This is a genomic window from Niveispirillum sp. CC-CTL257 (assembly GCF_059489915.1).
In genome coordinates, this window is sequence record NZ_JCAJXE010000001.1 from 1834587 (window position 1) to 1860304 (window position 25718).

Sequence of the window (25718 nt, forward strand, 5' to 3'; positions counted from 1 at the left end):
GGCACTTGCGGTGTGGGTTGCTTCGCTGGACGCTGCTGACAGGGTGGGCACTTGGTCCCGGGGTCCCGGCTTTCGCCGGGATGACAAGAATGAGCGATTAGGGGGAAGCGCATCTTGGTTCAACGCTTTGACAAACCACCATCATCCGGTGGCGGGCTGCTGACCCGGATTTCCTTCGCGCTGGGAGCAGCCGGTTTGTTGATGGCCATGTCGGCGGATGCCATTGCGGTGCTGGGTCGGCATGTCGGCTTCACCCTGCTGGGTGCCATTGAGGTGGTGCAGGCCAGCGTGGTCCTGGCGGCATCCGCCGCCATGGTGGGGGCCACCCTGTCCGGTGCCCATGCCCGCGTGCATATCCTGATCGAACGGCTGGGACCCGACTGGCATCAGCGCTACGACCGGGCATCGGATTTTGCCTGTTGCCTGTTCTTCCTGTTCCTGGCCGCCGGGTCAGCCTGGGTCGCCGCCGACCTGTGGACCGGGTTTGAAGTGACGGAAATCCTGGGCCTGCCCCTGCGCTGGCTGCGTGTCGTGTGGATCGGTTCCTGCCTGCTGATCGCCCTTCTGTTCCTGGTACGTGCGCTGGGTAAGAGAGGCAACCATGAGTCCTGAGATTTGGGGTGCCCTGGGCATCATCGCGCTGCTGGCCCTGCTGACGCTCGGCCTGCCCATCGGGGTGGCCTTGGCCGCCGTGGGGGCCGGGGGCATCGCCATCCTGGTCACGCCGGAAGCGGCAATGATCAAGGCCGGCGTGGTGGCATTTGAAACCATCGCCAAATATGAACTGGGCGTATTGCCCCTGTTCCTGCTGATGGCGCATCTGTGCTTCGCAGCGGGGGCCAGCCGCGATTTCTTTGACGCGGCGGCCCGGTTCATCGGGCATCGGCCCGGCGGGCTGGCCCTTGCCTCCATCGCCGGTTGCGCCGGTTTCGGGGCAATCAGTGGCTCCAGTCTGGCCACCGCCGCCACCATCGGATCGGTGGCGCTGCCAGAGATGCGCAAGCACAATTACTCCCCGGCTTTTGCAACAGGGGCGCTGGCCGCTGGTGGCACCTTAGGGGCGCTGATCCCGCCGTCGGGCGCCTTGATCGTGTTCGGCATCATCGCCGAACAATCCATCGGACGCCTGTTCGCCGCCGCCGTGATCCCCGGTTTGAGCCAAGCCCTGTTCTACATGGTCGGTATCTACATCCTGTGCCGCATCTGGCCCGAGCTGGGGCCGAAGACGGCGCGGGTGCCGTGGCGGGACCGCCTGCCGGCCCTGCGGCGCATCATTGATATCGTAGCCCTAGTCATGTTCGTGGTCGGCGGCCTGATGGTCGGCTGGTTCACCCCGACGGAGGCCGCATCGGTGGGGGCCGCTGGCTCCTTCCTGCTCTGCGCCATCCGGGGTGCCCTGACGCGGGCCGCCATCACCAAGGCGCTTTCGGACACGCTGCGCACCACCGGCATGATCTATGTCGTCATTATCGGCGCCATCCTGTTTTCCACCTTCGTCAGCCTGACGGGCATCACGGGGCATATGTCGGCGCTGGTCGCCGACCTGGATGCAGGGCCGCTGGCCGCCGTTCTGGTGATGACGTTGCTGCTGCTGGTGCTGGGATCGTTCCTGGATGGCTTGGCACTGATGCTGCTGACGGCACCCATCTTCCTGCCGATCATCATCGATCTGGGCCTGTCGCCCATCTGGTTCGGTATTTTCCTGGTACGGACCATGGAAATCGGGTTCGTGCATCCGCCGCTCGGCCTGAACTGCTACGTCATCCATGGCATCGCCAAGGATATCCCGTTGGGCACCATCTTCCGGGGCATCGTGCCCTTCCTCGCCATCGATTTCGTGCATCTGGCGGTCATCATCGCCTTCCCGGCGGTGACGCTCTGGCTGCCCAAGGTGCTGGGGGCATGATGATGGGCACGCGTCTGAAACATCTGCTGACCGCCTGTGCCCTGCTTGCCTTGTCCGCCTGTGGCGGTAAGGAAGAGGCACCCGGCACCATTACCCTCTCCTATGCCAGCCCCTACCCGCCCGGCCACCCGTTCAGCAAGGCCGACATCGAATGGATGAAGGCCGTCACGGAAAAGTCCGGCGGCACGCTGGTGATCAAGCCCTTCTGGTCGGGATCGCTGATCACGTCGGATCAGAGCATGGTGGAAATCCGCCATGGCGTGGCCGATATCGGCCTGATCACGCCGATCTATGCAAGGGGCGGGGCGCACGCGCTGCGCGGACAGGCTGGTTTCTATGGCGGGATCAAGGACCTGCCCGATCAGGTCGCCATCTATAAATGCCTGGAAGCCGTCTTCCCCGTGTTCAGTCAGGAATTGCAGGGTTTGCACGTCCTGGCCGTTCAGGGCGGCAACTTCCCCGGCGTGTTGACCCGGCACAAGCCGATCGAAAAGCTGGAGGATCTGCGTGGTCTGCGCCTGCGCGCCCAGACCGAAGCGCTGGGCGTGTTGCGCGACCTGGGTGCCGATCCTGTGAACATGCCGATGGGAGAGGTCTATTCCGCCCTGGCCAAGGGCGTGATTGATGGGGTGGTGGCCCCGGTCGATACCGTCCATTCCCTGCACTTTGGCGAGGTTGCCTCCTATTTCACCGGCCTCCATTTCGACCGTGGGGCCTATCCGGCCCGCGCCATGTCGGACAAGGCCTGGCAACGCCTGACACCTGAACTGCGCCAAGTGTTGAAGGAAGCGCAGCCGATCTGGGAAGCGGCATTGTCGCGCCAGATTCTGAGTGCCGAGGATCGCGGCATGGAAAAGGGCAAGGCGCTGGGCATGCACATCACCGACGCCCTGCCCCCAGCGGATCAGGAGCGGTTCCGGGCGCTGTATGCGGAAAATGCCCGCCGCATCGCGGATGAGTTGTCGCATTTCAATGTGGATGGCCGCCCGATCCTGGCCCATGCCCAGGAATTGATTGCAGCCAGAGGGCGGGGGGAAACCCCGGCCTGTTTCAACAGTCATGCAGAGGTATCGCCATGACCCGCGAAGGACCCCTGGCAGGGCTACGCATCGCTGATTTCAGCTGGGTCGGTGCCGGTCCCCGCGCCACCAAGGATCTGGCCGATTACGGCGCCAACGTCATCAAGGTGGAAAGCGCCAAACGTCTGGACCTCGGCCGCCTGTCCCCGCCCTTCAAGGATGGAAAGCGCCATCACGACGCATCCGCCTTCTTCGCCATCACCAATACCGGCAAGCAGGGCGTGACCATCAATCTGAATGATCCGCGCGGTATCGAGGTGGCGAAAAAGCTGGTCGCCTGGGCCGATGTGGTGGTGGAGAATTTCGGCAAGGGCTACATGGACCGGATCGGTCTGTCGTTCGACACGCTGAAATCCATCAAGCCTGACATCATCTTGCTGTCGGTCAGTGTGACCGGGCGTACTGGTCCCCTGTCGGACCTGCGCGGCTATGGCAATTCAGCGGCGGCCCTGTCGGGCTTTGCCTCGCTATCAGGCTGGCCCGACCGGGGGCCGCATATGGCCCCCTTCGCCTATGGCGATGTGGTCGCTCCCATGATGGCGACGGTGGCGGTACTGGCCGCACTGGAACATCGACGAGTGACGGGCGAGGGCCAGCATCTGGACGTGTCGCAGGTCGAACCGATGATGCTGGTCACGTCGGACTGTCTGGCCGATGGACAGCGCGGGATCGACCCACGGCGCGGCAATGACGATCCGCGTATGGAACCGCACGGCCTGTTCCCCTGTCGCGGTTCCGACCAATGGTGCGCCATCGCCGCGCGCGATGACACCGACTGGCAGGTTCTGGCCGGGCTGTCGGGCATCAATGATCCGCGTTTCGCCACCCTGGCGGGCCGCAAGACCCATGCGGCGGACCTGCGCGCCCTGCTGGCCGCCTGGACCCGGACGCAGGACAAGCACCGGCTGGCCGACCGCCTGTCCACCGCCGGGGTTCCGGCGGAGGCGGTTAATGACGGGCGCGATGTCTTCACCGACGCTGAACTGGAACGCGCCGGCCATTACCATCGCATCCACCACGAGAAGCTTGGCGAATGCGAGATGCCGGGGCCGCCCCTGCGCTTTTCCGATGCCGGCATCCATGTCGGTCCGCCGCCCCTACTAGGGGGCGATAATCGCGCTGTCTTCATCGACCTGCTGGGCATGGACCCAGGCGTGGTCGATGAACTGACCGCCTCGGGCGCGCTGGCGTAAGGGGATGAAGATGCTGAACCATCTGACCATCATCGACGCGACGGGCGAATTGGGTGCCCTGGCGGGCCATATGCTGGCGCAACTGGGCGCGTCGGTGACACGGCTGGTCCCGGCAGGGGGCGAGACGGCCGATCCGGTCTGGAACCGGGGCAAGCGTTGCATGGCGCTGGATGATGCCGACCTGCCTTCCCTGCTGTCGAGTGCCGACATCCTGCTGCGCAACGGGCCGCTGCCGGGCGTGGAGCCGGGGGATTATCCGATTCTGATCGATGTGCTGCTGACGCCGTTCTCCTGTGCGGACCGGCCGGCCACCGACTTGACCTTGATGGCGCGGTCGGGCCTGCTGCATATCGGCGGCGATCCCGACCGGGAACCGCTGCGTCTGCCCGGACAGCAGGCCTATGCGCTGGGCGCCATCCAGGCGGTGATAGGGGCGCTGACGGCCCTTTATGCCCGCAAGGAGAAGGGACAACAGGTCACCGTTTCCGCCTATCAGTCCGCCGTGCTGGCTAACTACCGCGAACCCGTGATGTGGGACTGGGCCGGGAAGGTGGGCAGGCGGCAGGGCAATCTGCTGGTGCGCGGCAAATCGGGTGTCAATCAGGTCTGGAAGGTGGCCGATGGCTGGGTCACCTGGGCCTTGGTCGACAATCCCGGCATGATGCGCGCCATGGTCGCCCTGATGCAGGCCGATGATATGGCAGGGCCGCTGGCCGCAGTGGATTGGGAGAATATCCTGGTCGCCGATTTGGCCCAGGAAACATTGAATGAATGGGAAAAGGTCGTGGGCGCGTTCTTCGCCACCAAGACCCGCGCCTTCCTGGCCGACCAATCCAACCGTCACGGTATGGGCCTGTCGGCCATCGATGAACCGGGTGATGTGCTGAACAGCGCGCATCACGCGGCGCGTGGGGCTTTCACCAACTTCGACGATCCCGTGTCGGGCCGCACGATCCGTGTGCCCGACTCCCTGTTCCAGACCAGCCAGGAGGGTGCGCGATGAATGGCCCGCTTTCCGGCCTTACGGTCGTCGATTTCTCCAAGTTCCTGCCTGGCCCCTATTGCACCTGGATGCTGGGCAATCTGGGGGCCGACATCATCCGCGTGGAAAACCCGCGCGAGTTGGCAAAACAGGCGCAGGTTTTCGGCTGGGACAAGCTGGGCGCGGATGCCCGCGCGGACCTGCGCGCCCGCGACATCTACGCCCGCAACAAGCGCAGTCTGGTCATCGATCCCGGCCATGAAGATGCAAGGGCGGCGATCGAAGCGTTGGTCGCAAAGGCCGATATCCTGGTGGAGGATTACCGGCCCGGCGTGATGGACAGCATGGGATATGGTGCCGCCGCCATGCTGGAATTGAACCCAAGGCTGGTCTATGCGTCGGTCACCCTGTGCGGACAGACGGGGCCTTACCGGGATAAGCCGGGGCATGATCCGGTAGCGCTGGCGATTGCAGGCGCCCTGTCACGCATCGGCGAAGACCCGGCCAAACCCAGCTTCCCCGGCGTGCCCGTGGCCGATCTGTTGAGCGGGTCGAACGCTGTCATTGGCATCCTGTCCGCCATCATTGCACGCGCCAGCACGGGCCGGGGTCAGCATGTAGATGTCGCCATGTCCGACGCATCGCTCGCCCTGATCGCCAGCACGATCTCCCGCAATCCGGACCTATCAAAAGCACCGGGACGCGGCAAGCGCCGGGCCGACAGCGGCATCTGGGAAACGGCAGACGGGCGTTTCATCACCACCACGGACATGGAGCCCCGCTACTGGCAGCGTTTCTGCGTGGCCGTGGGCCGTCCGGACTTCGCCGGTTCGCAGATGGATGTCAGCCGGCGGGAGGAGATCGCGGCGGCGCTGACCGCCATCTTCCGCACCAAGCCCCTGGCCGAATGGCTGAATGTCCTGGCGGCAGCGGATACGCAGTTTGCACCCGTGCATGACCTGTCCGACGCCCTGGCCGACCCGCATAACCGGGCGCGAGGCATGGTGTTTGAGGTGTCGCTGCCCGGCGGCGGCACTGCTCCCCATATCGGCCTGCCCATCCGCCTGTCCGACACGCCCGCCGCCGCACCACAACCGGCGGCCCCGGCAGGCGGGGACAGCGACGCCATTCTAGCCGGCATCGGCCTTTCCCAAACCGATATCCAGTCCCTGCGCGACAAGGGCGCATTGGCCGCCCGTCAAGGATCACAAGCATGAACACGACCGACAACAGCCAGCAACGCCCCCTGGAAGGACTGCGCGTCCTGGACCTGACCCGCGCCCTGGCAGGACCCTACGCCACCTTGCTGCTGGCGGGTCTGGGGGCCGAAGTGATCAAGCTGGAGGACCCGGTCGGCGGCGATCTGGCGCGGGACAACAGCCCCTATGTCGGACGCGACGGCGTGGTGGTGGAACGACGGCATGATGATGACATCTCGATCTCCCACCTGACCCGCGCACGCGGCAAGCATGGCATCAGCCTGAACCTGAAGCACCCGGACGCCAAGACGGTCTTCGCCGATCTGGTGAAGGGCTGCGACATCGTGGTGGAGAATTTCACCAGTGGCACCGCCGACCGGCTGGGCGTGGGCTATGCGGCGGCCAAAGCGGCCAATCCGCGCGTGATCTATTGCTCCCTGTCCGGCTTCGGGGCCAACGGGTCGGAAGGCGGCAAGGCCATGGATGTCATCATCCAGGCCCTGTCGGGTGCCATGTACACATCAGGCGCGCCGGGGGAGCCGCCGGTGCGCATGGGCGTGCCCATGGCCGATATGCTGGCCCCGGTCTTCGCCGTGATCGGCATCCTGGCTGCCCTGGAACAGCGGCACCGGACCGGTGAGGGGCAGCATATCGACGTGTCGATGCTGGGGGCGCTGACTTCCTTCGTTGCCATCGAGAACTGGTCGGCCATGGCCGCCGCCGGCATGCCATCGCGCACGGGCCTGACGGTGCAGCGCCTGTCGCCCTTTGGTGTGTTCGAATGTGCCGACGGTTATATCGCCCTGGTCGCGGTGCATGACAAGCTGGCCGCCGGCCTGTTCCGCGCCATGGGACAGGTGGAACTGCTTCAGCATCCACAATTCGCCACGCGCGACGCCCGCGTGGCCAATGCCACCGAACTGGAGGCGCGGATCAATGGCTGGTCGCGGCAATTGCCGGTGGCCGATGTCGTGACAGCCCTGGAGGCACAGGGCGTTCCGGTGGCCCCTGTACGGCATCCGGAGGATGCGCTGGTCGATCCGCGCGTGGTAGCCCGCAACGAGACGATGCCCATCGCCCATCCCAGCTACACCTCCGACATCGACCTGCGCACGGCGGGCATCCCCATCCTGTTCTCCGGTGCGCGGACCGGGTTCGACCCCGTACTGCCCGTGACCATCGGGGAGCATAATGGCGATGTCTATGCCCGCCTGACCGGATACAGCGCCGAACGGCTGGATAGTTTGAAGCAGCAAGGGGTGATCTGATGGCCCGCCATCCCACCCTTGCTCCGCTGCTGACTGCCGCCAACGATCCTGCCGGAACGCTGGAGGCGCTGCGGGGTCAGGGATATCGCCCGCTCCGCCTGCTGGGCGTGGATGGTCCCCGTGCGTTGGTGCGGGCCGCCGGACTGCTGCCCGTCCGGTTGGTGCCAGCGAATGCGCCAACGCCGATGATGGACGCGCTGATGGGCGGGGCTGGCCTGTCGGTGCGGGGCAAATCGCTGCTGGAGCAGTTGGTGGGGGACGGTGCTGAACCCGACCCTGTTTTGATCACCAGTGCCGATAATGAACAGCCGCAGGTCTTTGCGGCCCTGCGCGAACTGGCGCGGGAAGCAGGAGGACGGCTGGGGCCGGTGCATTTCCTGGACCTGCTTCACGGCGGGGGGGAACAGTCGGCGTGTTACAACAAGGCTCGGCGCGCACAGTTACAAGAATGGCTGACCACCATCGGCGCGCCCGTGGGCGATATGGCGCAGGCGGAGCGGGACGAAGCCCGATTACGGGGTTTGCTTGCCCAGGCGTTGGACCTGCGCCATGTCGGACGGCTGACCGGCACCGAGGCGGTACGGCTGGTCGCTGCCGCCACCATTCTGCCGTTGTCGCAGGTCGAGGCCGCGCTATCGGCCTTGCTGGCCGATCCCCCGCCGATAGTGCCTGCCGCCGCCCTGCGCCTGTTCCTGACCGGCAGCACGCAGGAGGATTTCCGGCTTTATGACCAGCTGGAAGCTGCCGGCACCCTTGTGGTGGGCGAGGCGCAGGATTGGGGGCGTCCCTGGTGCGACGGTCCACCCCCCTTTGCCCGCCGCGCACCTGACGATCCTTCCAGCATCATCGCCGCCGCAAAAGCTGCCGGTGCCACTGCCTTGCTGCATGCAATGCGTCCCGGTGAAGAGGCTGCGCCCTGGGACACGAAGTCGCTGCGCGAAGCGTGTATCGCTGCCCACCTGCCCTTCCTGGCCGTCACCTGGGACGGGGATGGCGAGATACCGGCGGCATTAGGCACATTCCTTGCCGACCCCACCACGCCGGCCGCCCCGCCAGTACCGGTACCATCCCCCTCCGCCGCCCGTGCCGGCGGGGGACGCGCCGCGCTGAAGCCACCCGTGCGCAGCCGCAAATCGCTGTCTGCGGTCGCCAGTTTCGGGCAGTTCCAGCGCGACTGGTTCGCGGGTTTGCGCGAACGGGTGGCGGCGGGCGCGCCGCTGGCCGTCGTCAATGCCAACGCGCCGCAAGAAATCCTGCGGGCCATGGACATTCCATTCGTGGTGAACCAGTGGTGGGCCTCCATCGTGGCCGCGAAACAGCAATCCGGTCGCTATTTCGGCCTGTTGCGCGACCGCGACTATCCGGCAGATGTGGAAGCTTACAGCGCGCAAGGGCTGGCTGCCGCTTTCGACGACGACGGGGATAACGCCCCCTGGGGCGGACTTCCCAGGCCCGATTTCCTGGCCGCCGTCACCGGCACCGACGCCACCGCCCGCATCTTCCGCTGTTGGGCGATGGAGACCGGGGCCGATCTGTTCCTATACCAGCGCAGTTTCGACAGCCGTTGGACCATACCGAAAGATTGGTGGGATAAACTGCCCGACGACTGGGACCAACATCTGGAGCCGGAACGCCTGGACCTGATGGAAGGGGAATTACGCGCCCATGTCGCGCGGTTGGAAGCAGCCACCGGAAAGCGCTTTGATCCTGCAAGGTTTACCGAGGTCATGGATCTGGTGAATGAGCAGGAGGAATGGTATCGCCGCACCCGCGACCTGATCGCCGCCTCCCACCCCGCCCCCGTCAGCATCGTCGATACGATGCCGGCCACGATGGTGCCACAATGGCATCGCGGTTCCGTCTGGGCCCGCGACGCCGCCAAGGCACTTTATGAGGAAGTGGCAGCCCGCGCGGCAACCGGCGAAGCCGCGTGCCCGAATGAGCGTGTACGCCTGATGTGGGTGGGTCGCGGCCTGTGGAGCGACATGGCATTCTACCAGCGCTGGGAGGAAAGCCATGGGGCAGTCTTCGTCTGCTCCATGTATCTATCGCTGGCGGCCGACGGCTATATCCGCCATCACGACCGGGGGCGCGACCCGATGCGGGCGCTGGCCGCCCGCTTCGTCACCATGGGCGATGAATTGCGCATGCCCACCTGGGCCGGCGCATGGCATGTGCGCGATGCCCGCATTCACGGCGTTCATGGGGCCGTGGCATTGACCGATGCCGACCCGTTCGTGCTGCACGCACTGGAGGAAGCGGGCATTCCCGTGCTGCGTCTGGACCTCGACAATTACAATCAGGAAAGTGCCGACGCAGCCGCCGTCGACGGGGCGGTCACCCGGTTCATCGACAGCCTGTCTTAAGCGACGTCTGCAACATGGGAGGGACTCTCGATACCTCCATGTTGCAGACACCCTCTCGTCGTTTGTTATTTCGATAATTCTCGAATTATCGTTGACAGTGCGCCTGGACTCATTTATTTTGATATTCATCGAAATGAATGGAGCCAACCATGAGCGCTCTTCCCATTGCCGTTATCGGCGCCGGCCCCGTGGGGCTGGCCGCCGCCGCCCATCTTCTGGCCCGTGGGCTGCAACCCCTGATCCTGGAGGCGGCGGATGATGTCGCCGCCCATGTTCGCGACTGGGCGCATGTCCGTGTCTTCTCCCCCTGGCAGTACAATATCGATAAGGCCGCCCGCGCCCTGCTGGAGGCATCAGGTTGGCAGTCGCCGCCAGCCGATGTGTTGCCGACCGGCGCGGAACTGGTGGAACAGTATCTGCGCCCCCTGTCACGCCTGCCCGCCATTGCACCGCATTTGCGTCTGGGCCACCGGGTCACGGCCATCAGCCGGGCCGGCTTCGACAAGGTGAAAAGTGCGGGCCGGGAACAGGCCCCATTCCTGTTGCGCGTCTCCACGCCGACGGGGGAGGCCGATTTGCTGGCCGCCGCCGTCCTGGATGCGTCGGGCACCTGGTCACAGCCCAACCCCGCAGGAGCCGACGGGTTGCCCGCCATCGGGGAAGTGGCGGCAGCGGACCGTATCGCATACCGTATTCCCGACCTGTTGGGGATTGACCGGGGACGTTATGTGGGGCGCCATGTGCTGGTCATTGGTGCCGGCCATTCCGCCGCTAACGCCTTGCTGGATCTGGCAAAATTGACGGAACAGGCTCCCGGCACACGGATCAGCTGGGCCGTGCGCGGCACTGACCTGCGCCGCACTTTTGGCGGGGGCGATGCGGATGCGCTGGCCGCTCGCGGTGCCCTGGGCAGCGCCCTTCGCCGGCTGGCCGACAGCGGCCGGATGGAACTCTATATGGGCTTCAAGACGGCCGCCTTTCACCAGGGGGCGGGCAGCCTGACCGTCACCGCACGGGACGGTCGCATGATCACCGGCGTGGAACAGGTAATCGTCGCCACGGGGCAGCGGCCTGATCTGACGATGCTGCGCGAACTGCGCCTGGGCCTGGATCCCTGGCTGGAAAGCACCATGGCACTGGGGCCGCTGATCGACCCGAACCTTCATAGCTGCGGCACCGTCCGTCCGCACGGGGCAAAGGAACTGGCCCATCCCGAACCCGGCTTCTATACTGTTGGCATTAAAAGCTATGGCCGTGCCCCCACCTTCCTGATGACCACCGGCTATGAACAAGTACGATCGGTGGTGGCCTTCCTGGCCGGGGATTTCGCGGCAGCAGCGGAGGTACAGTTGGAACTGCCCGAAACCGGCGTTTGCAGCGTCAGCCTTGGCACGAATGCGGCTGCGTCCGATTGCTGCGGTGGGCCGGCCCCTGCGGGCAGTGACGCCTGCTGCGACGATGATGCGGCCGCCAAGGCAGACGGTGCGACCGGTTGCGGTTGCCCACCGCCGGCCCCGGTGAAAAAAAGCTGCGGCGGCGCATGATGGTCCAAGGTTGGGTCATGTCCGGGCATCGCGGCTTCATTGCCGGGCTGGGCATGGCCCAGATCATCTCCTGGGGCAGCCTGATCTATGCCTTTCCGGTGCTTGCCACGCCGATGGGCGCGGAATTCGGATGGGGACGGACGGAGATTTTCGGGCTGGCCTCTCTGGCGTTGGCGATTGCCGGGCTGGCCGCTTATCCGGTGGGTCGGGCCATCGACCGGGGGCATGGCCGATGGATCATGGCTGGCGGGTCCATCCTGGCATCCCTGGCCCTCCTGGCCTGGGCGCTGGCCGGCACGGGCTGGATGCTCCCGCCGATCTTCATGCTGGTCGGGCTGGCACAGGCCATGACCCTTTATGAACCGGGCTTTGCTGTAGTTTCTCGCCGCTACGGCACCGACGCGCGGCGGGGGATTACGGCACTGACGCTGTGGGGTGGATTTGCCAGTACTGTCTTTGTGCCACTGACGCAGTTCCTGCTGGACCGTTTGGACTGGCGCGGCACGCTGGAGGTGCTGGCATTTATCAATCTGGCCCTGTCTCTGCCGTTGCACCTGTGGGTCATTGATCGGCAGATGGCGGTACTGCCGCGTAAAGCGACGTCACCTGATGACGGCATCGTTCACTGGGTTTTGCGACAGCCGGCCTTTTGGGGCCTGATGGCGGCGTTCACCCTTTACTACGCCCTGTTCTCCGGCATCAGCTTTCACATGTACCCGCTGCTGGGGGAACGGGGATTGCCCACCGCGTCGGTGGTGATGATCATGACCCTGATCGGTCCTGCCCAGGTCGCGGGGCGCATCATCGTGGCCGCCGTCGCGGAACGCGCACCCATCCGGCAGGTAGGCATCGGCACCATTCTGGCCCTGCCTTTGGCAATGGCCCTTCTCCTGCTGCCATTGACCGGGATGGCAACACTTCTGCTGTTCGCCCTGATCTATGGGGCTGCCAATGGCATCATGACCATCATCCGGGGTGCGGCCGTACCGGAAATGCTGACCCCCCGCGCCTATGGCGCGGTCAATGGCTTGTTGAGCCTGCCGGGTTCCGTCTGCAAGGCGCTGGCTCCCATGCTGGTGGCCCTGTTGTGGGACCTGTCCGGCTCCTACCGACCCGTCCTGTGGCTGGGGATCATCGTCTGTTTGCCAATCCTGGCCGGGTTCCTGCTGGCCGCCTTCAGGCCGCCGGATCGCAACAGCCCGCTGCCATGACCGGTCGGGCACAGCACTGATCGCGTAGAAAGGCCAGCAGCCCGTCCATCTGCGGATAAATGGGGCGACAGATCAGGGTGCGGCCATCACGCACCTGCTCCACCAGTCCCGCCTGCACCAGTTGCTTGATATGGTGGGACAGCGTGGACAGGACGATCCCCAACTCCTCCGCGATGGCACCGACGGGCATGCCGGCATCCCCAGCCTGCACCAGCCGCTGATAGACGGCCAGCCGCGACGGGTGCCCCAGTTCGGCAAAGCAGCGGGCGGCGGTTTCAAGGTCCATGACAGCAGGGCTTTCAAGAAGGCGGTTCACCCGAAATATGGGCTGGATGCTTTCCCATTTCCAGGAATGTCGAAGCGGGTTGACTTAATTCTATTATTCTATGATCATCGAATCATGGAAACAAAAGCCGCCACCCATGCCTTTGCCGCCCTGTCCCAGGAAACACGCCTGGGCATTTTCCGTCTGCTGGTGCGCGTCGGGCCCAATGGCCTGACCGCCGGTGAGGTGGGGCAACAGATGGGGGTTCCTGCCTCGACCCTGTCGCACCACTTGGCAACCCTGGAACGGGCAGGTCTGCTTAGGTCCTGGCGGGTGCAGCGGCATATCCATTACGCCACCGATTTTGAGGGCACGCGCGGGCTGCTGAGCTTCCTGGTGGAGGATTGCTGCGCCGGGCGGCCAGAATTGTGCGGGGATGGGCTGCGGGACGCCGTCACACCCTGCGCCGCCCCGTGCGGTCCCGAAGCTTGCGGGGCCGACGCCGCTGGAGGGAATGATGACTGAGAAGCCTTACAATGTGCTGTTCCTGTGCACGCATAACAGCGCACGCAGTGTGATGGCCGAATATATTCTGAACCGCCTCGGCTACGGCCGATTCCAAGCCTATAGCGCAGGCAGCCAACCCTCAGGCCGCATCAATCCCTTCGTGGCGGACCTCTTGTCACACCTGGGGTATGATATCCGTGCGGCGCGCTCCAAGACCTGGGACGAATTCGCGCGACCGGGAGCGCCGCAGATGGATTTCATCTTTACCGTTTGCGACAACGCAGCGGGTGAGACCTGCCCCGTCTGGCCGGGTCATCCAATGACGGCCCATTGGGGCTTTGCCGATCCCTCGTCCGCGACCGGAACAGACGCAGAGAAGGCGGCCTTCACGGCAGATATCTACCGACAGATCGAACGCCGCCTGAACCTTTTTATCAGTCTGCCGCTGGCCTCGCTGGACAAGCTGGTCTTGAAACGCAAGTTGGCGGAACTGGCGCAGCAGGAGGTCATGGCATGACCGGCATCACCATCTATCACAATCCCGCCTGCGGCACCTCACGCAACACGCTGGCCATGATCCGCAATAGCGGGGTGGAGCCGGAGGTGATTGAATATCTGATAACCCCGCCGTCGCGCGGAACATTGGCCGACCTGATCGCCCGGATGGGCGTGCCGGTACGCGCCGTGCTCCGTGACAAGGGTACGCCTTATGCCGAACTGGGGTTGGATGACCCCACTTTGTCCGACGATGCCCTGTTGGACGCTATGATGGCGCACCCGATCCTGATCAACCGCCCTATCGTGGTCACGCCGCTGGGCGTGCGGCTGTGCCGACCGTCTGAACAGGTGCTGGACATCCTGCCCGATGCGCAGAAGGCTGCCTTTGCCAAGGAAGATGGCGAGGCCGTTGTGGACGCGGCTGGCAACCGGTTGCGCTGATCCCCCTTCTCCTTACAAAGGTCCCCTTGCCCGTGACCCAAGCCACCCCTGCCCGTCGCCTGTCTTTCCTTGACCGGTATCTGACCTTGTGGATTTTCGCCGCCATGGCGCTGGGTGTCGCGCTGGGCAGCTTGTTCGACGGTCTGCCCAGCGCTCTCAACCAGCTCTCCGTGGGCACGACGAACATCCCCATCGCCATCGGCCTGATCCTGATGATGTACCCGCCGCTGGCAAAGGTCCGGTACGAGGAATTGCATCAAGTCTTCGCCGACAAACGCATCCTGGCCCTGTCGCTGATCCAGAACTGGATCATCGGGCCGGTGCTGATGTTCGCCCTGGCGGTCATTTTCCTCTCGGATCAACCCGACTATATGACGGGCCTGATCCTGATCGGACTGGCCCGTTGCATCGCCATGGTCCTGGTCTGGAACCAACTGGCCTGCGGATCGAACCAGTATGTGGCGGGGCTGGTGGCCTTCAACTCCATCTTCCAGGTGCTGTTCTTCAGCATCTATGCGTGGTTCTTCCTGGGCTTCCTGCCACCCCTGCTGGGGCTGGAGGGCAGCGTCATTGATGTTTCATTCTGGACCATCGCAGAGGCGGTGGCGATCTATCTGGGCATCCCCTTCCTGGCTGGATATCTGTCACGCAAGCTTCTGGTTCGCGCCAAGGGGGCGGCTTGGTATGAGGAAAGGTTCCTGCCCCGCATCTCCCCCATCACGCTGGGTGCCCTGCTCTTCACCATTGTCGCCATGTTCAGCCTGAAAGGCGCGGATTTGGTGCGTCTTCCCATGGATGCGCTGGCCATCGCGGTCCCCCTGACCCTTTATTTCCTGATCATGTTCCTAGTCAGCTTCTTCATGGGCCGGGTGATTGAAGCGGATTACCCGCGCGCCACCTCCGTCGCCTTCACGGCTGCCGGCAACAATTTCGAACTGGCCATCGCGGTCGCCATCGCAGCCTTCGGCCTAGCCTCACCGGTGGCCTTCGCCGCCGTCATCGGCCCCCTGGTGGAGGTACCGGTGCTGATCCTGATGGTGCAGTTGGCCCTGTGGCTGGGCCGGCACTGGTTTCCGGCAACTGCGCCGACCCGTGGATAACAAAGGGTCAACCCGCTGCCGGTTGAAGCCCAGTGACCGACTTCAGTCACTGGGCCGTGACACAGGGGGCGTCAGCGCGACGCCACCTGCTTCAGTACGCCATAGACATAGTCCACACCCTCATGCACCGATTTCACGGCCACGCGTTCATCATGGCCGTGAACGCGCGTTGACGTGTCAGGATCGGTCGGAAACGGCCTGATCCCATAGACCGGGACGCCACGGGCCCGCCAGGCACCGGCATCGGTAGAGGCCTGCAGCATCACCGGCAGCACCTGTGCGCCCGGCCAAACGCGTTTGGCCTGCTTTTCCAACGCACCGAACAGGTCGGTTTCGATGCTGGAGGGTTGAATAGCGCTGCGCTGGCGGAAGAATTCGGCCTGCTCCTCCTTGGGCCGGGAATTCACGATTTCCACCTCAATGGCGGGGTTGCCGATCAGGGCCTTCACCTGCTCCACGAACTGATACACATCCACACCCGGCATCAGGCGGGCATTCATGATGGCCTCGGCCTCACCGGGGATGATGTTCGGCTTGACCCCGGCATTGATCATCGTGACCACCATCGTGTCGCGCATCAGGGCCGAAAGGGTCGGCGCCTCCTTGGGATGGGCTTCCAGAACCTCCTTGGCGGCAACCAAACGGGCGGCATCATCACCCGCCGCCAACAGCCGGTCCACCGCACCCGACAGGGGACCCGGATTGAGCCTGGCCAAACCCTTAAAATAGGTCACAGCCGGCGGCGTCAGGCGGATGGGTGTTTCGGCGAAGGCGATCTTGCCCAGGGCCGCAATCAACTGGCCGTTGGCGGTTTCCAGCGGCGGCACCGCCAGCGATGAATGGGCCGCCTTGCCCCGCGCGGTCAGTTTCAGATTCAAGGTCTGCTTGTCCGCAACGGAGATGTTGATCTGCCGGACCTTGCCGTCCGGGTCCAGCATGGTATTCCCGCCCTCATTCAGGGCGACGGCCGCCTTGATCTTGTCCCAGTGATTCTGGGCCAGCCAGCCGGTATTGAAGCGGCCCTGCTCCTCGTCCGCCTCGGCCAGGAAAATGATGTCGCGTTTCAGCTTCACCTTATCCCGTGCCAGCCGCATGACCGCGCGGGCGAAGACGGCGACAGCACTTTTATTATCAAGCGCGCCACGACCATAGACGAAGCCATCCTTGATGGTGGCCGCGAAGGGATCGACGGTCCAGAATTCACGTTCCACCGGCACCACATCAGTGTGGGCGGCCAGCAGCACAGGCTCCAGGCTGCCATCCCCCTTCAGCCGGGCAATGAAATGGGCAGCCTTGCCATTGGGGGCGAGGATGATCTCTGTTTCGACGCCAAGCGGTTTGAACAGGCCTTCCAGATAGGCGGCCAGTTTCGTGGTGTCGCCGGGCGCGTTCACCGTGTCGAACCGGATCAGGTCCTGTAACAGGGCGACGGCGGCATCACCCTCCGCCTTTTCGGTTTTGGAACTGGCTCCGGCAATGGGTGCCGCCAGAGCCAGAACCAGGGCGGAAACCAGCAGGGGGCGGAAGGGATGCTGCATCGTCGGATACTCCGGTTACTTCACATTGATATGATAGCTGCCGGTGGATTGATGGCCATTGGCCGCCGTCACCGCCCAATCCACCTTGTAGGAACCCGCCGCCAACTTCGCTTTCGGCGTGACGGTCAGCGACTGGCCGTCCGCGCCATCGGCGATGGTGACGCCTCCGGCGGGTGCCGGCGACAGGGTGACGGTGGCGGTGCCCGGTGTCAGCTTTTCCGAAAAGGACAGCGACAGGGCGGATGGTGCCGGCCCGGTGCTGTCCACCGCCGGTTCGGCGGCCTTCAGCTTGGGATGGGCCAGCGCGGGGACGGCGAGCAGCAGAGACAGGGCAATGGCGGGGATGAGGCGGGTCATGCGCATGGGGATGGTCCTTTTTGGTGGGGACGGGAGGTACAGCACTCAGAACCGATAGGTCGCCTTCACATGGAAGGACCGGCCATTGACGCCGTAGGGCGCGATATAGGCGTAGGGGAAGGTGCCGTTATTGTCGGCGCCATTGGTCCCGGCCGCGACGGAGGCGGCGGTCGAGGCGATCTGCTTTTCCGGATATTTGTCGAACAGGTTCGACACACCGGCCGACAGGGTAAAATCCTCGGTCAGGTCGTATCCCGCCTCGATATCGACCACGATATCGGCGCGGTAATACTGGATGATGTCGGAATTGGCCGAGGTGGCGGATACCGGCACCAGCTTCACCTTGTAGCCGGGCGTCAGGGCCGCGATCTGGGCCGGGGTGCGGTTGGTCAGGGCAACCTGCGCCACCTCGCCATAGCGGGTGCCGGTCAGGTTCAGATGCAGGGCATCCTTCTGCCAGTTCAGATTGGCCGTGACCTTGTCCTTGGGCATGCTGTCGGTGAAACGCACCTGCTGCGACAGGTCGAACAGCACGGTGGTGATGCCGATGGCGGACAGGGCCGCCGGGGTGCCGGCGATACGGTCGAACTTCGTATCGTTGAAATTGGCGGCGAAGGTGCCGGTCACCTCCCCCCATTCATCCAGATCATGCTTGTAACGCAGGGTGATATCGACACCCTTGGTCGTGGTGTCCACGGCATTGGTCAGATAGGAGATGGCGCCCAGCCCCGGATATCCGCGCGCCGCCAGCAGGTTGGTCAGCGCCGTGGACTGGAAATTAGACGACATGGCGATACGGTCGGTGATCTCGATCCGGTAATAATCCACCGTGGCATCGAAATCGCCGCTGCTGAACACGACACCGGTGGAGATATTGTCCGACTTTTCCGGCTTAAGCGCCGTGGCCCCCACCAGAGCGGCGGTCGGATGGTTGACGGAGATGTTGCGGGTGCGCAGCGGCTGGCCGTTCACGAAGCTGACATTGGTGGAGCTGAAGTAGGACTGGGCCAGGGCCGGTGCCCGGAAGCCGCTGCCAAACGACCCGCGCAGCGCCAGTTCGTCCGTGATCTCAAACCGGCCCGCCAGCTTGTAATTGGTGGTGTCGCCGAAATCGGAGAAATCCTCGTACCGCAGGGCACCGGACAGGGTCAGGCGCTCATCGAAGAAGTCGCGCTCCAACTCCACATAGGCGGCCCTGCTGTTGCGGTCCTGTTTGGTGGCATCCTCCGGCGTATTACCGCCGCCAGGCTGCGCGCCCACCGGGGCCGGGCGGGCGGCATTGGGACCGTCCAGGATGGGCACCCCGCCATTGGCATAGCTGTCAGGCTCGCCCACACCCAGTTCATAGATTTCCTTGCGATATTCGAACCCGAAGGCAAACTTCAGCGGCTCATCCCCGCCGATGGGGATTTCGCGGGTGAAATCCAGGTTGGTCGTCCATTGCCGGAAATCGTTGAAGCCACGGTCGAAGCTGGTCTTGCTGGCCGTGCCCTGGGAAACGTTGGCTGTGTTGGAATAACCTGTATTGATCCGCGACCCGCCATAAAGCGTCGACAGGTCCCAGCCGAAACCGGCCAGATCATCCCCGCGCACGCCGACAGCGCCGGACCCATTGATGATCTCGATCTCCTGGATCGGCATGAACCCGTCGGGATAGAGGCTGCGCAGCGTCTCATCCTGGCCGGCGCGGCGGAAGAAGTTGAAGCTGTTGCCATTCACCCGGCTATAGCCACCGAAACCATAGGCCGTGACTTCATCGGAGAGCGGCTTTTCGGCATTTGCGAACAGGGCGATCTGTTCATATTTCGGCTCGCCGAAATTCCACATGTCGCGGTCGATGGTCGCCTCACGCGGGTCCAGCGTGCCGTTCGATGGGGTGAGGCCGATACCGGACCCGTAATTGCCCGATGGTGCGACCAGGGCACCGGCGGCATTGCGCCCGAAATATTGCTGACGGGTGTCGGGGGCGGCGCGGTCGGTTTCCTCATGGTGCTTGTACTGCACCGTCAGGCGGGCGAAGCCGTCATCGCCCAGGTCGATACCCTTGCCCACCGACAGGTCCACATGCTGGCCGTCCCCTTCCCCGGTGATGCCATACATGGCCGATGCCGTACCGTCGGTCCCTTTCGCCAATTGCACATTCATGACGCCGGCGATGGCATCGGACCCGTACTGGGCGGCGGCACCGTCGCGCAGCACTTCCACCCGCGAAATGGCCGCCGACGGGATGGCATTGAAATCATAGGCAACATCGCCGCGCCCGATCTGGTTACCGGCATTCACGCCGGGTGCAGTATGCCGGCGTTTGCCATTGACCAGCACTAACAGCTGACCCGTGGACAGGCCGCGCATGGTGGGCGGGGTCAGGAAATCCAGGGCACCCGCTGCCGTGGGGCGCGGGGTGCTGAAGCTGGGCACCGCGACCTTCAGCATACTTTGCAGATCGGTAGCCCCGCCGCGCGTCAGCTCCTCAGCGGAGATACTGTCAATCGGCGTGGGGCTGTCCGTGACCACGCGTGGTTCAAAGCGCGAGCCGATGACAATGATCTCCTCCAGTTCCGCCGGCTGGGCCAGGGCCGGCGACACGGCCAGCAAAGCCAGGGTGGAGACGCCGGTGACGGTGAGATATTTCAGTTCCTTACCCATGATGAAGGTTCCCTGTTTGGCTGGTTGGTCGGTGGCTTGACGACAGCTCTTGTGGCTGTCTTGGCGACGCGCCTAGTGCTTCGGGCAAAGCCTGCCCGTTCACGGAAGACGGGCTTCCGTGGGAAAAGGATCGGTGATGGCGGGGGGATGGGGTGGTTTATGAAATCATGCTTTGCCCCACCGGGTTGGCGTGGTCATTCCCGTCAATGCAGCACCTGGCCCAGGAAGGTCCGGGTCCTTTCATGCTGCGGATTATTGAAAAACTCGGTCGGTGGTGCTGCTTCCACGATCTGGCCGGCATCCATGAAGATGACGCGGTCGGCCACTTGTCGGGCGAAGCCCATCTCGTGCGTGACGCACAGCATGGTCATGCCCTCGCCCGCCAGTTCGACCATGATGTCCAGCACCTCCTTGACCATTTCCATGTCAAGCGCACTGGTGGGCTCGTCGAACAGCATGATCTCCGGCGACAGCGACAGGGCCCGCGCGATAGCTACCCGCTGCTGCTGCCCGCCCGATAGCTGGCCGGGGAACTTGCGGGCCTGATCGGGGATGCGCACACGGGTCAGGTAGGCCATGGCAATCTCCTCCGCATGGGCCTTGGGCATGCGCTTCACCTGGGTCAGGGCCAGCGTGCAGTTTTCCAGGATGGTCAAATGCGGGAACAGGTTGAACTGCTGAAACACCATGCCCACGCGGCGGCGCACAACCTCCACGCTGCGGGCATCGCCGGTCAACTCCGTGCCCTCCACCGCGATCTTTCCGGCCTGATGTTCCTCCAACCGGTTGATGCAGCGGATCAGGGTGGATTTGCCGGACCCGGACGGGCCACAGATCACGATCCGCTCCCCCCTGGCCACCGTCAGGTCGACATCGCGCAGGACATGAAAGTCGCCATACCATTTGTTGACGCGGGACAGTTCCACGGCGTTCATCGGCGGTTCCCCTTGGACATCCGCGTTTCCAGCCAACGCGCATAGCGGGAGATGGAAAAGCAGAGGATGAAATAGATCAGCGCGATCAGCAGGTAGGTCTCGGCAAAGGGTGCGGGCCAGTCGGGATCGGCGAGTGCTGCACGCCCCGCGCTCAACAGGTCGAACAGGCCGACAACCAGGACCAGGCTGGTATTCTTGACCATGACGATCACGGTGCTGGTCAGCGGCGGGATAACCTTTGCAATCGCCTGCGGCAGCACGATCAGGCGCGTCGTCTGTGCCCAGTTCAAACCCAACGCGGCCGCCGCCTCTGTTTGCCCCTTCGGGATGGCCTGCAAGCCACCGCGCAGTACCTCCGCGATATAGGCCGCCGATACCAGGGTCATGGCGGCAAGGGCGCGGGCCAGCTTGTCGATACTCACCCCTTCCGGCAGCATGATGGGCAGCAGGATGGAGGCGATGAACAGCAGCGACAGCAGCGGCAGGCCCCGGATCAGCTCAATGATCCCGATAGAGAGGTAGCGTGGCACGGGCAGGTTGGCCCGCCGCCCCAGCGCCAGCAGCACCGCCAGCGGAAAACCCAGCCCCAGCGACCAGACGGTCAGCAGCAGGGTGACGGGCAGCCCGCCCCAGGCCGATGTCGGCACGGATTTGAGCCCCAGCACACCCCCGCCCATCAGGGCCAGGCTGCCCAGCATGCCGCCCAGCCACAGGCCCAGGGTCAGCTTCGTCCAGTTGCGCGGCGGAAGGCTCCACAATCCCAGCCCCAGGATCAGGGCGCAGACGGCGATGGGTCGCCACTGCTCCGCCGGGGGATAGATGCCGAACAGGATCTGCGGGTACTTGTCCGCCAGGAAGGCCCAGCAGGCGCCGGCCTGCCGGCATGCATCGCCGCCGCCCGTCCACACACCATTGATCACGGCCCAGGACAGCAGATGCGGCAGCATCCAGGCCAGTCCCAGCAGGCCGACCAGGGTCATGGCAGCACTAACCATGTCGCCGAACAGCAACCGCCACAGGGGCCGGCGTTCAGCCATGGGGGCGGCACGGGCCGGGGTCGGTGCAGTGCGAACGAAGACGGGCGTAGGTTGGGTCATGTCCGTCATCGCGTCACCAGGGCGATCCGCCGGTTGTACCAGTTCATGAACAGCGACGCCGTGACGGACAGGGTCAGGAAGACCAGCATCAGGATCAGAATGCCCTCCACCGCCTGGCCCGTCTGGTTGATGGTGGTGGCCGCCACCAGGGCGATATCGGGATAACCGACGGCCAGCGCCAGGGTCGTGTTCTTGGTGATGTTGATATATTGGCTGGTCATGGGCGGGATGATCACGCGCAGGGCCTGCGGGATGACGATCAGGCGCAGGATCTTGCCTTCTTCAAGCCCCAGGGCGCGCCCCGCCTCCCATTGCCCCCTGTCCACGGCGTCTATGCCGCCCCGGATGATCTCCCCGATAAACGCAGCGGAATAGAGCAGCAGGCCCGCGAACACCGCCGTGAATTCCGGCGACAGTCCCATGCCGCCCGTGGCGTTGAACCGTCCGATGACGGGCCGGTCCAGCGCCAGTGACAGACCAGACGCGACCCAGGCCAGCCCCAGCAACAGCAGGGTGGAAAGGATGGCGATGCGGCCATAATGGTTGGGAATGCCAGTGCGCAGTCTCTGTACCCGCCCATACCGCCATGCCGCAGCAACAGACGCCAGCCCCAGCAGCAGGGCCGCCACGAACGGCCCTTTGTCGCCCACAATCACGGGCCGGGGCAGATACAGCCCCCGGTCGGCGAGGATCACGCCGTCGATGGGGATGAAGGCCGCATGGATATTGGGCAGGCCCAGCGTGACCAGCGCGTACCAGAAGAGCAACTGCACCACCAGCGGCGTGTTGCGCATCGCCTCCACATAGACGGTCGCCGACCCGCTGGACAGCGGATGGGCCGACCGCCGGGCCAGCGCCACACCAAGGCCCAGCACTGTCGCCGCCAGGGCGACCGTGACGGCCAGGAACAGCGTGTTACCTAGCCCCACCAGGAAGGCCCAACCGAAACTGTCGGTGGGACGATAGGCAATGATGCTCTCCGCAATGGGAAAACGCGCCGCCCGGTCCAGAAAGCCGAACCCGCCGGTGATACCGCGTTCATCCAGATTGCTGGCGGTATTGAGGATCAGCCAGCCGATACCGCCGGCCACAACAGCCAGCAGCAGGGCCTGCAACCCGATCTGTCGGGTGCGGGTGTCGTGCAGAAGGGTGGAGAGGTTTGTCATCCCCGCCCCCTCAATTGAACGCCATGGGAACCATCAGGCCCCCGTCGCGGAACAGACGGTTAAGACCGCGGTCCAGTTTCAGCGGGCTACCGGCCCCGACATTGCGGTCGAACATCTCGCCGTAATTGCCCAGTTGCTTGACGATGCGATAGGTCCATTCCTCATCCAGGCCCAGCGCCGCGCCATTGCCCGGCTCCACGCCCAGGAAGCGGCGGATGGTCGGGTCCTGGCTGTTGCGCATCTCATCGATATTGGCCTGGGTGATGCCCAATTCTTCCGCCATCAGCAGCGCCTGGAACGACCATTTCACAATGTCGAACCATTGGTCATCGCCATGCCGGACAGCGGGCGTCAGGGGCGACAGCTTGCCATCCGCCGGGAAGATGATGAAGTCGTCGGGATTGCTGGCCATGGTGGCCCGGACTGAGGCCAGACCCGAGGCATCGGTAATCAGCGCATCGCAGCGTCCCGAGAAGAAGGCCTGCCTTGTCGCCTGCGTGCTGTCGAAGATCACAGCCTTCAGATTGGGAGCCACCGATGCCACCAGATTGGTGAAGGTCACCTCCGTCGTCGATCCCGTCTGCACACAGACCGACGCGCCGTCCAGTTCACGCGAACTGGTCACGCCCCGGTCCTTGCGGACCATGATCCCGTCATAGTCGTAATAATTGGGCAGGGTAAAATTCACCCCGTTGGCATCGCGCGACAGGGTCCAGGTGGTGGTGCGGGGCAGAATGTCGATCTCCCCGCTTTGCAGGGCCGTCAGACGCTGCTGCCCCGTCAAGGGGACAAAACGGACCTTGTCCTTGTCGCCCAGAACGGCGGCGGCAACAGCCCGGCAGGTCTCCACATCCAGCCCGCGCCAATAACCCCGGCTGTCGGGCGCACCGAAGCCCACCGTACCGGTACTGGCCCCACAGGAGACATAGCCCCGGTCGCGCACCGCCTTCACGGTACCGCCAGCCGGGCTGCCCGCCGTGCCACCTCCCTCCGGTTTCTTTTCGGTCGCCGGCTGCCCACACGCGGCCAGCGCCAGAAGGCATGCCCCCACCAGAAGCCGCTTGGCCATACCCCGCATCGCCCGCCCTCCCCGCTTGGCCGCTCTCAACCGCCCAGAACGGGCACGGCAAGCGCTGCGAACAGCGCCTCCAGGTCAGCCCAGAGATCCTCCGGATCCTCCATCCCGACCGACAGACGCAGGATCACCCCCTCATCGGCCCAGTCGGTGGCGACCCGATCGGCCTTGATGGCCATGGGCACGATCAGACTGCGCGTCCCACCCCAGGAAGCGCCAATCGCGAAGGTCTTGAGGACGCCAAACGCCTCTTCAATCACCGCGTTGGCCTGCGGCTTCAGCACCACGGAGAAGACGCCCGAGGCGCCGACGAAATCCCGTTTCCAGATTTCATGCCCCGGACAGGTGGGCAGCGACGGGTGCAGTACCCGTTCCACCGCCGGCAATTCCACCAGACGCCGCGCGAACGCCGTTGCCACCGCACCGGCATGGCGCATACGCACGCCCATCGTCTCCAGCCCGCGCAGCGCCAGCCCGCAATCGTCCGGCGACACGCCGATGCCGATCATGCGCATTGTGTCCTTCAGCCGGCGAAACAGAGCCACATCCTTGACGCTGATCGACCCCATCAGCAGGTCGGAATGGCCGCCGACATATTTGGACAAGGCCTCGCTGGAGAAATCCACACCATGGGCCAGCGGCTTGAACAGCAGCGGCGTGGCCCAGGTATTGTCGCAACCGGTCAGGATGCCGCCACGTTCCTTGGCCACCTTCACGATGGCGGGCACATCCTGGAATTCCATGGTCGTGGAGCCGGGGCTTTCCATCCAGATCAGCTTGGTATTGGGCTTGATCAGGGCCGCGATCTCCGCCCCGATCAGCGGGTCATAGACCGTGTATTCCACACCGCGCAGCTTCAGATAATTCTCACAGAAGCCCCGGCAGGGTGGATATGCCGTATCCGGGATCAGCACATGGTCACCCGGCAACAGCACCGTCAGAAAGACGATGGTGATTGCCGCCTGACCCGACGGCACGATCACCGTGCGCTCCCCTTCCTCCAGCGCCGTAAGCTGCGCCTCCAGGGTGCGGGTCGTCGGCGTGCCGTGCAGCCCGTAGGTATAGCCGTCCGGCCCCCGGTATTTGCGGTTGGTGTAAGACTTGGCATCGTCGAACAGGATAGTCGACGCCCGGTAGGTCGGCACGCCGACACTGGCGAACCCCTCATGCGAGACGGCGGGATGGATGACGCAACGGGACAGGTCGCGCATGACGTTCCTCGTGATGTTGATGACACGAGTGTGTGCGCACAGGGGTACAAATTCAATTGACGAGATCACCTAACTCCATGCGTAAACCTTATAGATTGGTGGCGATGCCATCCCTGAAAAGCGTTCATAAAATC

Annotated in this window: 23 protein-coding genes; 14 read left to right on the forward strand and 9 right to left on the reverse strand. The window is 64.3% G+C overall.

Annotated elements, in window-relative coordinates; all coding sequences use genetic code 11:
- Positions 1 to 114: 114 nt before the first annotated feature.
- The 10 genes from ABC729_RS08685 to ABC729_RS08730 all read left to right on the forward strand — a co-directional run bounded on the left by ABC729_RS08685 (position 115) and on the right by ABC729_RS08730 (position 12748).
- Positions 115 to 612, forward strand: a complete 498-nt coding sequence (locus ABC729_RS08685; protein WP_495607226.1) for a TRAP transporter small permease subunit — start codon at positions 115 to 117, stop codon at positions 610 to 612.
- On the forward strand, positions 602 to 1906 hold the full coding sequence (locus ABC729_RS08690; protein ID WP_495607227.1) for a TRAP transporter large permease: 1305 nt from the start codon (positions 602 to 604) through the stop codon (positions 1904 to 1906). The genes ABC729_RS08685 and ABC729_RS08690 overlap by 11 nt, the downstream gene beginning before the upstream one ends.
- Positions 1903 to 2985 (forward strand): TRAP transporter substrate-binding protein DctP, encoded by a 1083-nt coding sequence (dctP, locus tag ABC729_RS08695; protein WP_495607228.1) that lies wholly within the window; start codon positions 1903 to 1905, stop codon positions 2983 to 2985. Before ABC729_RS08690 ends, dctP begins: the two co-directional genes overlap by 4 nt.
- Positions 2982 to 4178: a CaiB/BaiF CoA transferase family protein gene (locus tag ABC729_RS08700; protein WP_495607229.1), complete on the forward strand. Its 1197-nt coding sequence runs from the start codon at positions 2982 to 2984 to the stop codon at positions 4176 to 4178. Before dctP ends, ABC729_RS08700 begins: the two co-directional genes overlap by 4 nt.
- Positions 4179 to 4188: 10 nt before the next feature.
- Complete coding sequence (locus ABC729_RS08705; RefSeq protein ID WP_495607230.1) at positions 4189 to 5181, forward strand: CoA transferase; 993 nt, start codon at positions 4189 to 4191, stop codon at positions 5179 to 5181.
- On the forward strand, positions 5178 to 6377 hold the full coding sequence (locus ABC729_RS08710) for a CaiB/BaiF CoA transferase family protein (RefSeq protein WP_495607231.1): 1200 nt from the start codon (positions 5178 to 5180) through the stop codon (positions 6375 to 6377). Before ABC729_RS08705 ends, ABC729_RS08710 begins: the two co-directional genes overlap by 4 nt.
- Positions 6374 to 7627, forward strand: a complete 1254-nt coding sequence (locus ABC729_RS08715) for a CaiB/BaiF CoA transferase family protein (RefSeq protein WP_495607232.1) — start codon at positions 6374 to 6376, stop codon at positions 7625 to 7627. The genes ABC729_RS08710 and ABC729_RS08715 overlap by 4 nt, the downstream gene beginning before the upstream one ends.
- Positions 7627 to 9993, forward strand: coding sequence for a 2-hydroxyacyl-CoA dehydratase (locus ABC729_RS08720; protein ID WP_495607233.1), 2367 nt, complete (start codon positions 7627 to 7629; stop codon positions 9991 to 9993). Before ABC729_RS08715 ends, ABC729_RS08720 begins: the two co-directional genes overlap by 1 nt.
- Before the next feature lie 149 nt (positions 9994 to 10142).
- Positions 10143 to 11537, forward strand: coding sequence for an NAD(P)-binding domain-containing protein (locus ABC729_RS08725; protein WP_495607234.1), 1395 nt, complete (start codon positions 10143 to 10145; stop codon positions 11535 to 11537).
- 17 nt (positions 11538 to 11554) lie between these two features.
- Positions 11555 to 12748 (forward strand): MFS transporter, encoded by a 1194-nt coding sequence (locus tag ABC729_RS08730; protein WP_495607235.1) that lies wholly within the window; start codon positions 11555 to 11557, stop codon positions 12746 to 12748.
- On the opposite strand, the gene ABC729_RS08735 is transcribed toward ABC729_RS08730, so the two are convergent.
- On the reverse strand, positions 12714 to 13034 hold the full coding sequence (locus tag ABC729_RS08735) for an ArsR/SmtB family transcription factor (protein WP_495607236.1): 321 nt from the start codon (positions 13032 to 13034) through the stop codon (positions 12714 to 12716). The genes ABC729_RS08730 and ABC729_RS08735 overlap by 35 nt on opposite strands.
- Positions 13035 to 13148: 114 nt before the next feature.
- Here ABC729_RS08735 and ABC729_RS08740 point away from each other — a divergent pair, with 114 nt between their 5' ends.
- Genes ABC729_RS08740 through arsB form a run of 4 tightly spaced genes read left to right on the forward strand, consistent with a single transcriptional unit; the run spans position 13149 to position 15559 of the window.
- A complete protein-coding gene (locus ABC729_RS08740; protein ID WP_495607237.1) occupies positions 13149 to 13538 on the forward strand; it encodes an ArsR/SmtB family transcription factor in 390 nt (129 codons plus the stop codon).
- A complete protein-coding gene (locus ABC729_RS08745; protein ID WP_495607238.1) occupies positions 13528 to 14037 on the forward strand; it encodes an arsenate reductase ArsC in 510 nt (169 codons plus the stop codon). The genes ABC729_RS08740 and ABC729_RS08745 overlap by 11 nt, the downstream gene beginning before the upstream one ends.
- Complete coding sequence (gene arsC, locus ABC729_RS08750) at positions 14034 to 14459, forward strand: arsenate reductase (glutaredoxin) (RefSeq protein ID WP_495607239.1); 426 nt, start codon at positions 14034 to 14036, stop codon at positions 14457 to 14459. Before ABC729_RS08745 ends, arsC begins: the two co-directional genes overlap by 4 nt.
- A gap of 32 nt (positions 14460 to 14491) precedes the next feature.
- The gene (arsB, locus tag ABC729_RS08755) at positions 14492 to 15559 is read left to right on the forward strand and encodes an ACR3 family arsenite efflux transporter (protein ID WP_495607240.1); all 1068 of its coding nucleotides are present in this window, start codon (positions 14492 to 14494) and stop codon (positions 15557 to 15559) included.
- Between the two features lie 71 nt (positions 15560 to 15630).
- On the opposite strand, the gene ABC729_RS08760 is transcribed toward arsB, so the two are convergent.
- The 8 genes from ABC729_RS08760 to metC all read right to left on the reverse strand — a co-directional run bounded on the left by ABC729_RS08760 (position 15631) and on the right by metC (position 25584).
- Positions 15631 to 17097 (reverse strand): M20/M25/M40 family metallo-hydrolase, encoded by a 1467-nt coding sequence (locus tag ABC729_RS08760; protein ID WP_495607241.1) that lies wholly within the window; start codon positions 17095 to 17097, stop codon positions 15631 to 15633.
- Between the two features lie 15 nt (positions 17098 to 17112).
- Positions 17113 to 17460 carry a copper resistance protein CopC gene (locus tag ABC729_RS08765; RefSeq protein WP_495607242.1) on the reverse strand — a complete coding sequence of 116 codons (348 nt, stop codon included), beginning with the start codon at positions 17458 to 17460 and terminating at the stop codon, positions 17113 to 17115.
- A 39-nt stretch (positions 17461 to 17499) separates the two neighbouring features.
- A complete protein-coding gene (locus ABC729_RS08770) occupies positions 17500 to 20100 on the reverse strand; it encodes a TonB-dependent receptor plug domain-containing protein (RefSeq protein ID WP_495607243.1) in 2601 nt (866 codons plus the stop codon).
- Between the two features lie 203 nt (positions 20101 to 20303).
- Positions 20304 to 21035, reverse strand: a complete 732-nt coding sequence (locus tag ABC729_RS08775; protein WP_495607244.1) for an amino acid ABC transporter ATP-binding protein — start codon at positions 21033 to 21035, stop codon at positions 20304 to 20306.
- Entirely contained in the window at positions 21032 to 22141 is a 1110-nt protein-coding gene (locus tag ABC729_RS08780) for an amino acid ABC transporter permease (RefSeq protein ID WP_495607245.1), read from the reverse strand. The genes ABC729_RS08775 and ABC729_RS08780 overlap by 4 nt, the downstream gene beginning before the upstream one ends.
- On the reverse strand, positions 22138 to 23298 hold the full coding sequence (locus ABC729_RS08785; protein ID WP_495607246.1) for an amino acid ABC transporter permease: 1161 nt from the start codon (positions 23296 to 23298) through the stop codon (positions 22138 to 22140). The genes ABC729_RS08780 and ABC729_RS08785 overlap by 4 nt, the downstream gene beginning before the upstream one ends.
- A 10-nt stretch (positions 23299 to 23308) precedes the next feature.
- Positions 23309 to 24376 carry an amino acid ABC transporter substrate-binding protein gene (locus tag ABC729_RS08790; RefSeq protein ID WP_495607247.1) on the reverse strand — a complete coding sequence of 356 codons (1068 nt, stop codon included), beginning with the start codon at positions 24374 to 24376 and terminating at the stop codon, positions 23309 to 23311.
- Between the two features lie 26 nt (positions 24377 to 24402).
- Positions 24403 to 25584, reverse strand: coding sequence for a cystathionine beta-lyase (metC, locus tag ABC729_RS08795; protein ID WP_495607248.1), 1182 nt, complete (start codon positions 25582 to 25584; stop codon positions 24403 to 24405).
- Positions 25585 to 25718: the final 134 nt, after the last annotated feature.